This is a genomic window from Streptomyces recifensis (assembly GCF_002154615.1).
Taxonomy (GTDB): Bacteria; Actinomycetota; Actinomycetes; order Streptomycetales; family Streptomycetaceae; genus Streptomyces; species Streptomyces griseoluteus.
Map to the genome: position 1 here is coordinate 1 of NZ_MUNH01000619.1, position 10,074 is coordinate 10,074.

Annotated in this window: 10 protein-coding genes; 7 read left to right on the forward strand and 3 right to left on the reverse strand. The window is 73.2% G+C overall.

Annotated features, from left to right (window positions below):
• On the reverse strand, nt 1-562 hold a 562-nt coding region (locus CCN33_RS27220), incomplete at its 3' end, for a crotonase/enoyl-CoA hydratase family protein (protein ID WP_208621917.1).
• Nucleotides 563-666: 104 nt separating this feature from the next.
• Between CCN33_RS27220 and CCN33_RS27225 the strand changes: the two genes are divergently transcribed.
• From CCN33_RS27225 to CCN33_RS27245, 5 genes are all read left to right on the forward strand, one after another.
• On the forward strand, nt 667-2,547 hold the full coding sequence (locus CCN33_RS27225) for an ABC transporter ATP-binding protein (protein WP_208621920.1): 1,881 nt from the start codon (nt 667-669) through the stop codon (nt 2,545-2,547).
• Between the two features lie 98 nt (nt 2,548-2,645).
• Nucleotides 2,646-3,467: a LytR/AlgR family response regulator transcription factor gene (locus CCN33_RS27230; protein WP_208621918.1), complete on the forward strand. Its 822-nt coding sequence runs from the start codon at nt 2,646-2,648 to the stop codon at nt 3,465-3,467.
• Between the two features lie 114 nt (nt 3,468-3,581).
• A complete protein-coding gene (locus CCN33_RS27235) occupies nt 3,582-3,914 on the forward strand; it encodes a hypothetical protein (protein WP_086696086.1) in 333 nt (110 codons plus the stop codon).
• A gap of 14 nt (nt 3,915-3,928) precedes the next feature.
• Entirely contained in the window at nt 3,929-5,599 is a 1,671-nt protein-coding gene (locus CCN33_RS27240; protein ID WP_425275873.1) for a sodium/solute symporter, read from the forward strand.
• Between the two features lie 10 nt (nt 5,600-5,609).
• The gene (locus CCN33_RS27245) at nt 5,610-6,806 is read left to right on the forward strand and encodes a sensor histidine kinase (RefSeq protein ID WP_208621921.1); all 1,197 of its coding nucleotides are present in this window, start codon (nt 5,610-5,612) and stop codon (nt 6,804-6,806) included.
• Nucleotides 6,807-6,810: 4 nt separating this feature from the next.
• Here CCN33_RS27245 and CCN33_RS32290 read toward each other — a convergent pair whose 3' ends face one another.
• The gene (locus CCN33_RS32290) at nt 6,811-6,984 is read right to left on the reverse strand and encodes a hypothetical protein (protein ID WP_167387960.1); all 174 of its coding nucleotides are present in this window, start codon (nt 6,982-6,984) and stop codon (nt 6,811-6,813) included.
• 171 nt (nt 6,985-7,155) lie between these two features.
• On the opposite strand from CCN33_RS32290, the gene CCN33_RS27250 reads away from it, so the two are divergent.
• Nucleotides 7,156-8,340, forward strand: coding sequence for a baeRF3 domain-containing protein (locus CCN33_RS27250; RefSeq protein WP_086696092.1), 1,185 nt, complete (start codon nt 7,156-7,158; stop codon nt 8,338-8,340).
• Here the strand turns inward: CCN33_RS27250 and CCN33_RS27255 are convergent.
• Nucleotides 8,330-9,241 carry a LysR substrate-binding domain-containing protein gene (locus CCN33_RS27255; protein WP_086696088.1) on the reverse strand — a complete coding sequence of 304 codons (912 nt, stop codon included), beginning with the start codon at nt 9,239-9,241 and terminating at the stop codon, nt 8,330-8,332. The two genes, CCN33_RS27250 and CCN33_RS27255, sit on opposite strands and share 11 nt — an antisense overlap.
• Nucleotides 9,242-9,377: 136 nt before the next feature.
• Between CCN33_RS27255 and CCN33_RS27260 the strand changes: the two genes are divergently transcribed.
• Nucleotides 9,378-10,074 (forward strand): aldo/keto reductase (locus CCN33_RS27260; RefSeq protein ID WP_086696089.1); only part of this gene is annotated, 697 nt, incomplete at its 3' end.

Below are 10,074 nucleotides of genomic sequence, written 5' to 3' on the forward strand. Positions count from 1 at the left end.
CCTCGGCCTCCGCGCGGGCGCGGCCGGGCGGGACGACGCGGTCCGCGAGGCCGATGGCGTGCGCCTCGGCGGCCGGGACCGGGCGGCCGGTGAGGATCATGTCCATGGCGCGGCCGGTGCCGATGAGGCGGGGCAGCCGTACCGTGCCGCCGTCGATCAGGGGGACGCCCCAGCGGCGGCAGAAGACGCCGAACACCGCGTCCTCCTCCGCCACCCGCAGGTCGCACCACAGGGCCAGTTCCAGACCGCCCGCCACCGCGTGCCCGGCCACGGCCGCGATCACCGGCTTGGACAGCCGCATCCGGGTCGGGCCCATCGGGCCGTCACCGTCCGGCGCGACCCGGTTGCCGCGCTCGGTGCCGATCGTCTTGAGGTCGGCGCCCGCGCAGAACGTACCGCCCTCGCCCCACAGGACCGCCGCGCGCGCGTCGTCATCCGCCTCGAACGCCCGGAAGGCGGCGGCCAGTTCGGCCGCCGTCGGACCGTCGACCGCGTTGCGTACCGCCGGGCGCGACAGGACGACCGTCGTCACATGACCGCGCGTCTCCATCCGAACCGCCACCGGGACTCCTCCTCGCCGAGTTGCTGGAGGGGCCACTGTGCCGCACCCGGACCCCGAACGGTTGACCTCAAGCAAACTTGAGGTCCTAAGTTGGACGCATGAGCATGGAAACCACCGCCTGGACGCAACTGCACAGCGTGATGACCGCGCAGCAGCAGCGCCGGCCCCTCGCCCGCGCCACGCTGCGCCGCATCGCCGCCTTCGCCCGACCGCACCGCGCGGGCATCACCCGGTTCGTCCTGCTCGGCATCGTCACCGCCCTGCTCGCGGTCGCCACCCCGGTACTGGCCGGACGCGTGGTCGACGCCATCGTGGCGGGCCACGACTCCGGCCGGGTGGTCCGGCTCTCGCTGCTCATCGCGGCGGTCGCCCTCGCCGAGGCCGGACTCGGCATCCTGGTCCGGCGGCTGTCGGCGACCCTGGGCGAGGGGCTCATCCTCGACCTGCGCACCGCCGTCTTCGACCACGTCCAGCGGATGCCGGTGGCCTTCTTCACCCGCACCCGCACCGGCGCCCTGGTCAGCCGCCTCAACAACGACGTGATCGGCGCCCAGCGGGCCTTCGCCTCCACCCTGTCCGGGGTGGTCACCAACGTGGTCACGCTGCTGCTCACCCTCGCCGTCATGCTCACCCTGTCCTGGCAGATCACCCTCCTCGCCCTGGTCCTGCTGCCGGTGTTCGTGCTGCCCGCCCGCCGGATGGGCAGCCGCATGGCCCGGATGCAGCGCGAGGCGGCCGAGCTCAACGCGGCCATGGGCACCCGGATGACGGAACGCTTCTCCGCGCCCGGCGCCACCCTCGTCAAGCTGTTCGGCCGCCCCGAGGAGGAGTCGGCCCAGTTCGCCGCCCGCGCCGGACATGTCCGCGACATCGGCGTGCGCACCGCCACCGCCCAGTCGGTGTTCATCACCGCCCTCACCCTGGTCTCCGCCCTCGCGCTCGCCCTCGTCTACGGCCTCGGCGGCTGGTTCGCGCTGCGCGGCACCCTGGAGGCGGGCGCCGTCGTCTCCCTCGCCCTGCTGCTCACCCGGCTCTACGCCCCGCTCACCTCGCTCGCCGGGGCCAGGGTGGAGGTGATGAGCGCGCTGGTCAGCTTCGAGCGGGTCTTCGAGGTGCTGGACCTGGAGCCGCTCATCGCGGAGAAGCCCGGCGCGGTCGCGGTGCCGGACGGCCCGGTCGCCGTCGAGTTCGACGACGTGCGCTTCGCCTACCCGGCCGCCGACCGGGTCTCCCTGGCCTCCCTGGAGGAGGTAGCCGCGCTCGACGTGCGCGGTGGCGCCGAGGTGCTGCACGGCGTCTCCTTCCGCGCCGCCCCCGGCGAGACCGTCGCCCTGGTCGGCTCCTCCGGCGCCGGGAAGTCGACCATCGCCCAGCTCCTGCCCCGGCTGTACGACGCCGACAGCGGCGCCGTACGGGTCGGCGGTGTCGACGTACGCGACCTGAGCGCCGGCTCGCTGCGGGCCACGGTCGGCATGGTCACCCAGGACGGCCACCTCTTCCACGACACCGTCCGCGCCAACCTGCTCCTCGCCCGCCCCGACGCAGGGGACGACGAGCTGTGGGACGCGCTCGGCCGGGCCCGGCTGGACGGGGTCGTACGGTCCCTGCCGGACGGGCTCGACACGGTCGTCGGCGAGCGCGGCTACCGGCTCTCCGGCGGCGAACGCCAGCGCATGACCATCGCCCGGCTGCTGCTGGCCCGCCAGCGGGTCGTCATCCTGGACGAGGCCACCGCCCATCTCGACAACACCTCCGAGGCGGCCGTGCAGGAGGCCCTCACCGAGGCGCTCCAGGACCGCACCGCCCTGGTCATCGCCCACCGGCTCTCCACCGTCCGCGCCGCCGACCAGATCCTCGTCGTGGAGGCCGGCCGGATCGTGGAACGCGGCACCCACGACCAGCTCCTCGCGGCCGGGGGCCGGTACGCCGAGCTGTACCGCACCCAGTTCGCCGGGAAGGGCGACGAGACGGTGACGGTGGCCTGACCCCGCCCCCGGTGAATCGCCGCGTCGCCGTGCTGGACGCCATCCGCGCGAGGGCCCACCATTCCTCCCACGGACACGGGAGGAAGGGACCGGCGGGGATGAGCGGGACGCGGCAGACCGAGGCACAGGGCGGCCGCGGCGGGGGCCTGTTGCGGGTCCTCGCCGTGGACGACGAGGAACCCGCGCTCTCGGAGCTGCTGTACCTGCTCGACCAGGACCCCCGCGTCGGCAGCGTGCTGCCCGCGCTGGCGGCGACCGAGGCGCTGCGCACCCTCAGCCGGGCCGTGGAGGGGGGTGCGGACGCGGTCGACGTGGTCTTCCTCGACATCAACATGCCTGGTCTCAGCGGCCTCGAACTGGCCCGGCTGCTCGGCGGGTTCGCCGCTCCGCCGCTCATCGTCTTCGTCACCGCGCACGAGGACTTCGCCGTCCGCGCCTTCGACCTCAAGGCCGTCGACTACCTCCTCAAGCCGCTGCGGGAGGAGCGTTTCGCGGAGGCCGTGCGCCGGGTGGCCGAGCTGACCCACGCCGGCCAGGGCCCCCGCGTCCAGCCGGCCGTGCCGCCCGGCGGGGGCCAGGTCCCGGTGGAACTGGGCGGGGTGACCCGGTTCGTGCCGGTCGCCGACATCGCCTACGCCGAGGCGCACGGCGACTACGCCCGGCTGCACACCCGGCGCGGGAGCCACCTCGTCCGTGTGCCGCTGTCCACGCTGGAGGAACAGTGGCGCACGTACGGGTTCGTGCGCATCCACCGCAGCCATCTGGTCGCGCTCGACCGGATAGAGGAACTCCGCCTGGACGGCGGCAACCTGACCGTCCGGGTCGGTCACCGTGTCCTTCCCGTCAGCCGTCGCAACGCCCGCGAACTGCGCGATCTGCTGGCCCGCCGCGCCACCGGCACCGCGGCCCGCGCCCGCTGAGCCCGGCGCGCTGTGGCGACCCTGTGCCGAACCCGCCAGGACCCTGTCCCACCCCGGACGCGCTGCGTACACTCGCCGCAACAAGGTGATCACCGGCGTCTCGGGGGGTGCGTCATGGGTGCGGACCCCACCCCGCGCCGAGAGGTGGTCACCGGGGCCCCCGCCGGCCGTACGCGGGCCGCCTACCCGGACTCCATCGCACACGACGACTCCGCCGTACGGAAGTTGATGCGCCGTCAGGTTCGCATCGGTCTCGTCGCGTGTTCCCTGCTCGCCCTGCCCCTGGGGCTGTTCCCCGTAGTGTTCCGTCTCCTGCCGGACGGTGACACCGGCCGGGGTGCCGTCTGGCTGCTGCTGGGTGTCGCGCCGTACCCCGTCCTGCTCGCCACGGGCGCCTGGTACGTCCGCCGTGCCGAGCGCAACGAGGGTGACGTGAAAGGGCGTTGAACCAGACCTATGGGATGGCCGGGGTGTCCGCCGTGGTGCTCGCCACGGCGCTCGTCGGCGCGCTCGGGCTGCGGATCTCCCGGACCACCTCCGACTTCTACGTGGCCTCCCGTACCGTCGCACCCCGGCTCAACGCCTTCGCCGTCAGCGGTGAGTACCTGTCCGCCGCCTCCTTCCTCGGGATCGCCGGGCTGCTGCTGGCGCAGGGCGTCGACATGCTCTGGTTCCCGATCGGCTACACCGCCGGATTCCTCGTGCTGCTGGCCTTCGTCGCGGCCCCGCTGCGCCGGTCCGGTGCCTATACGCTGCCCGACTTCGCCGAGGCCCGGCTGGAGTCGCGGGCGGTGCGGCGGATCGCCGGGGTGCTCGTGGTGGGCGTCGGCTGGCTGTACCTGCTGCCCCAACTGCGGGGCGCGGGACTGACCCTGCGGCTGCTCACCGGTGCGCCCGGCTGGCTCGGCGGGCTGGTCGTCGCCGTGGTGGTGACCGCCGCCGTCGCCGCCGGGGGCATGCGCAGTATCACCTTCGTCCAGGCGTTCCAGTACTGGCTCAAGCTCACCGCGCTGCTGGTGCCCGTGGTGTTCCTGCTCGCCGCCTGGCACACCGACCGGGCCCCGCTGCCCGCCTGGGACGAGCGGCCCGTGTTCCACCGGTCCACCGAGGTCCGCGTCGACCGCCCGGTGAACGTCACCGTCCGGGAAGCCGTACCGGTCACCGCCACGGGCAGCATCGACGGGCACCCGCTGCGCGGGGCCGTGCTCACCCTCACCGAGGGCCGCCACCACATCGGGGCGCACACCGACCTCCGCTTTCCGCGCGGCGCCCAAGTGCCGCTGCCCGACCGGGCGGCCGGCTCCGCCTCGCTCGCCCCGAGCGGCACGGAACACGGCCTGTACGCCACCTACGGGCTGATCCTCGCCACCTTCCTCGGCACCATGGGCCTGCCCCACGTGGTCGTCCGCTTCTACACCAACCCCGACGGCCGCGCCGCCCGCCGCACCACGGTCATCGTGCTCGGCCTGCTCGGCGCCTTCTACCTGCTCATGCCGCTGTACGGCTCGCTGGCCCGGCTGTACGCGCCCGACCTGCTGCTCACCGGCGACACCGACGCCGCCGTACTCGTGCTGCCGCAACGGCTGATCGGCGGGGTCGGCGGCGACCTCCTCGGCGCGCTGGTCGCGGGCGGGGCCTGTGCGGCCTTCCTCTCCACCGCCTCCGGGCTCACGATGTCCGTCGCCGGGGTGCTCGCGCAGGACGTGCTCCCGGCGCTGGGGCTGCGGCACTTCCGGCTCGCCGTCGTCCCCGCCATCGCCGTGCCCACCGCCGCCGGGACGGTGGTCGGCGGGCTGCCGGTGGCCGACGCGGTCGGCCTTGCCTTCGCCGTCTCCGCGTCCTCCTTCTGCCCCCTGCTCATCCTCGGCATCTGGTGGCGCGGCCTCACCCCGCCCGGCGCCGTCGCCGGACTCCTCCTCGGTGGCGGTTCGGCCCTCACCGCCGTCACCACGACCATCACGGGCACCACTCGCCCCGGCTGGTCCCACACCTTGCTGGCCTGGCCCGCGGTCTGGTCGGTCCCGGTGGGCTTCACCGCGATGATCCTGGTCTCGCTGGCGACCCGGCACCGGGTCCCGGCGGGTACGGCGGCCACCATGGCGCGGCTGCATCTGCCGGAGGGGCGGGTGTGAGGTGGCGGACCTGAGTGTGCTCGGGGTGTTGCTGCTGGCTGTCGCCGGGCTCGCGTTGTTCGTGCTGGGGGCCGCGCTGGGGCATGTCGCGCTTCGGCGGCAGCAGGCCAATCCGGCGGGCCCCGGTACCCCCGTCGAGCAGGCCACCTTCCACACCCTGCACACCGCCTCGCTGGCCGCGCCCCCGCTGCGGGCCGGGCTCACCCCGGACACCGCCCGGAAGGCGGCCCGGCGGTTGCGGCCGTTGCTCGGCAGTGGGGCGCTGGCGCTCGCCGACGCGGAGGACGTGCTCGCGTGGGACGGGGTGGGCGAGCACCATCGCGCCCAGGTCACCGAGCGGCTGGCCGCCGTGGTGCGGGCGGGGCGTACCCAGAGGGTGGAACTCGACTGCGCGCACGCCGACTGCGCCGTACGGCAGGGGGTGCTCGCGCCGTTGACTGTGGACGGCCGGGTCACCGGGGTGCTCGCCGCGTTCGGGGACGGGGACTCCGGCGGGCTGCGCCGGGCCGCCGAGGAGGTCGCCCGCTGGGTCTCCGTACAGCTCGAACTCGTCGATCTGGACCGGGCCCGCTCCAGTGTGATCGAGGCCGAGATCCGCGCCCTGCGCGCCCAGATCTCCCCCCACTTCATCTACAACTCCCTGGCCGGCATCGCCTCCTTCGTGCGCACCGACCCCGAGCGGGCCCGTGAACTCCTGCTGGAGTTCGCGGACTTCACCCGTTACTCGTTCCGCCGGGGCGGCGACTTCACCACGCTCGCCGAGGAGTTGCGCTCCATCGAGCAGTACCTCGAACTCGCCCGCGCCCGCTTCGGCCGCCGCCTCGAGGTCACCCTGCGGATCGCGCCCGAGGTGCTGCCGGTGACCCTGCCGTTCCTGTGCCTGCAACCGCTCGTGGAGAACGCGCTCAAACACGGCCTGGAGGAGTCCGCCGAGCGGGGCCGCATCACGATCGTCGCGGAGGACGAGGGCACCGAGGCCCGCGTGGTCATCGAGGACAACGGCGTGGGCATGGAACCGGACCGCCTGCGCGCCCTGCTGCGGGGCACCGCCGGACCCGACACGGGCATCGGCCTGAGCAACGTCGACCGCCGGCTGCGCCAGGTGTACGGAGACCCGTACGGTCTGGTCATCGAGACCGGCGTGGGTGCCGGCACGAAGATCACCGTACGGGTCCCCAAGTTCCGCCCCGGCTCGCGCCAGGGGTGAACGGTCAGGTCCAGCGGCCGTCGGACTGCTTGCGCTCCTGCTGCTGGCGCTGGTACCGCTGCTGGTCCTTGGCCTGGCGGGCGGCTGCCTCGGGGATCTGGGTGTGGTAGGAGAGCACCTTGCCCTGTCCCCGCGCGCCCAGGCCGCGCTGCCCCTTCATCGGAGAGTTCCTGCGCATGACTCGGCTCCTTGCTCGCGTCAGGTCTGCGTGTCCGGGGAGGTCCGGTCCCCGGCGTACGACGGCGCCCGTTTCGTTACGGTTCACGGTATGCCCGCTCCGCCATTCGGGCGACCGGGCCGGGCCTCCTTTCGAGGTGCGGGCGCGGGAGCGCGGTGCGACGCTGACTTGGTGCATACCTCTGAGCTGACTCCTGAGATCCGTGCCGCTCTGAGCGAGCCGAGGCCGTACCCCGCCATCACCCTGGTGATGCCGACCGACCCGGACTTCCCCTTCAGCGACAAGGACCGCATCATGCTGCGCGACCTCGTCACCGAGGCCAAGCGCCGCCTCGCGGAAGACCCGGACGTCGCGCGGGAGACCCGGCTGGAACTGCGGAACCACGTGCTGGACACCGCGGCGATCGAGCAGGTGGCCGACCCCTTCCACCCGGACGACGCCATGGTGGTCTACGTGGCGGCCGACGAACCGATCCAGGTCTGGCAGATGACGTCCCTCGCGCCGGTGCGCCCGCGCGTGGAGTTCGCCGACGAGTTCCTGACGCGGTATCTGGTGGCCGCCGAGCAGCGGTCCCAGCCGTTCCTGGCGCTCGTGCTCGACCAGGAGATGTGCCGCCTCTACCACGGCTCGGTGAAACGCCTGGACGAGGTCGAGCACCACGGCTTCCCGTGCGAGCCGGAGATTCCGTCGCCGGAGGATGCGCTGCCCGGCCCGATCCCCCACGCCCCGCCGTACGAGGGGCACTGGGAGCGGCTCGAGCAGTACCTCCGCAGGGTCGACAAGCGGCTCGGCGACGCGATCGAGGAGCACGACGGCGATCTGCCCCTGTTCGTCATCGGCGGAGACAAGACCCTCTCGGCGTTCAGGGACGTCACCACGCACGGCGACATGATCGCGGGCACGCTGCCGCTGACCGGGATGGACAAGGACCGGCCCGCCGACCTGATGAAACGGCTGGAGCCGGTCCTCGCCGAGTTCCGTGAGAAGCAGATCGCGGAGGCCCTCGACGCGCTGGGCGAGGCGCGCGGGCTCGGCAAGTACGCGGGCGGACCGCAGGAGGTCTGGACGGCCGTGGCGGACAAGCGGGTGGCGCTGCTGATCGTGGAGGAGGGGCTCGACCTCGCGGGCCGGATCACCGAGTACGGCCGGGTGCTGGAGCTGGCCGAGGTGCCCGAGCCGGTCACGCTGCCCGAACCCAGGCCGGACGTCGAGCCGCCGCCGCACACCCTGGGCGTGGCCACCGACATCGTCGACCAGTTGGTCGACCGCGCCGTCGACGCCGACTCCCAGGTCCTGTTCGTCCCCGACGGCACCCTCGCCGAGGCGGGGGGAGTGGCGGCCGTGCTCAGGTACTGACCTCGTCCTGGTCGCGGGTGTCCAGCACAGTCGTACGGAACGCCGTGACCACGGGCCGGAGATCGATCTGGTGCCAGGCCGCCCACAGCCGAACGGACATGTGCAGCCAGGACAGTTCGCGTACCGTCACCCCCGCGACCGGGCCGCGCAGCATGCTCCGCTGGATCAGTGCCACCCCGAGGCCGGAGGCGACGAGGCCGAGCGCGGTCAGCGGCTCGGACGCCTCCAGCCGGATGTCCGGGGTGAACCCGGCGGCGGCGCACGCGGCGATGAACTCGTCGCGCCAGGCGGGGCGTCGGCTGTTCTCCACCGCGATCCACGGCTGCTGTTCCAGGTCGGCCGGGGCGACCTCGGCCGACTCGGCGAGCGGGTGTCCGGTGGGCACGGCCAGCAGCAGCGGGTCGTCCAGCAGCAGCGCGGCCCTCAGGTCCGGGTCGTCCTCGGCGGGCGGTTCCGGGACCAGGGCGATGTCGAGGCTCCGCCTGCGCAGCCCCTCGAACTGCTCGGCGGCGGGGACGTTGTAGAGGGCGACGTGGATGCCCGGGCGTTCGCCGTGGAGTTCCCGGAGTGCGCGGGGGAGCACGCCGGTGTGCATGGCGTCGACGGTGTACCCGATGCAGAGCCCGCCCTCCTCGCCCCGGCCGAGCCGGCGGCCCAGGTTCTCCAGGCGGTCGGCGTGCCGGAGCAGGGCCCTCGCCTCGGAGAGGAAGACCCGCCCGTCGGCGGTGAGCCGGATGCGCTGCTGACCGCGCTCGAACAGGGTCAGGCCGAGGTTCTTCTCCAGCTGGGCGATCTGGCGGCTGAGCGGTGACTGCGAGATGTGCAGGCGCTCGGCCGCGCGGCCCACGTGTTCCTCCTCGGCGACGGCCACGAAATACCGGAGCTGGCGCAGATCCAGCATGTGAGACCTCCAGGGACTCAAGTGTGTCCAAGCAAGTCTTGGACAGTCTCAAGCATCGATCCTAGCCTCGACAGAGCAAGTGACGCGGACCTGTGCAAAGCCCGCGAAACCCCGTAAAGGCAAGGATCACGCTCCCATGGGTATCAAGTCCCTCCTCCCCGGCCCCCTGGGCTTCGGCACCGCCCCGCTCGGCAACATGTTCCGGGCCATCCCCGAGGAAGAGGCCGCCGCGACCGTGGCCGCCGCCTGGGACCAGGGCGTCCGCTACTTCGACACCGCGCCCTTCTACGGCGCCGGGCTGTCGGAGATACGTCTCGGCGAGGCCCTCGCCGGACGCCCGCGCGACGATTACGTGCTCAGCACCAAGGTCGGCCGCGTCATCCACGACGACGTCGAGGACCCGGCCGCCCGCGAGCTGGGCGAGAAGGGCGGCCTCTTCGAGCACGGCCGGCCCAACCGGATGACCGACGACTACACGGCCGACGCCACCCTCCGGTCCGTCGAGGACAGCCTGAAGCGGCTGGGCACCGACCGGCTGGACATCGTCTGGGTCCACGACATCGCGCAGGACTTCCACGGCGACCAGTGGCTGGCGCGGTACGAGAGCGCCCGCACCGGCGCGTTCCGGGTGCTGCAGAAGCTCCGCGACGAGGGCGTCATCAAGGCGTGGGGGCTCGGCGTCAACAAGGTCGAGCCCGTCGAGCTGACCCTCGATCTCGACGAGCCGCGCCCGGACGCGTTCCTGCTGGCCGGCCGCTACACCCTGCTCGACCACGACCGCGCGCTCCAGCGGCTGCTTCCGGCCGCCGCCGAGCAGGGGGTCGACATGGTCG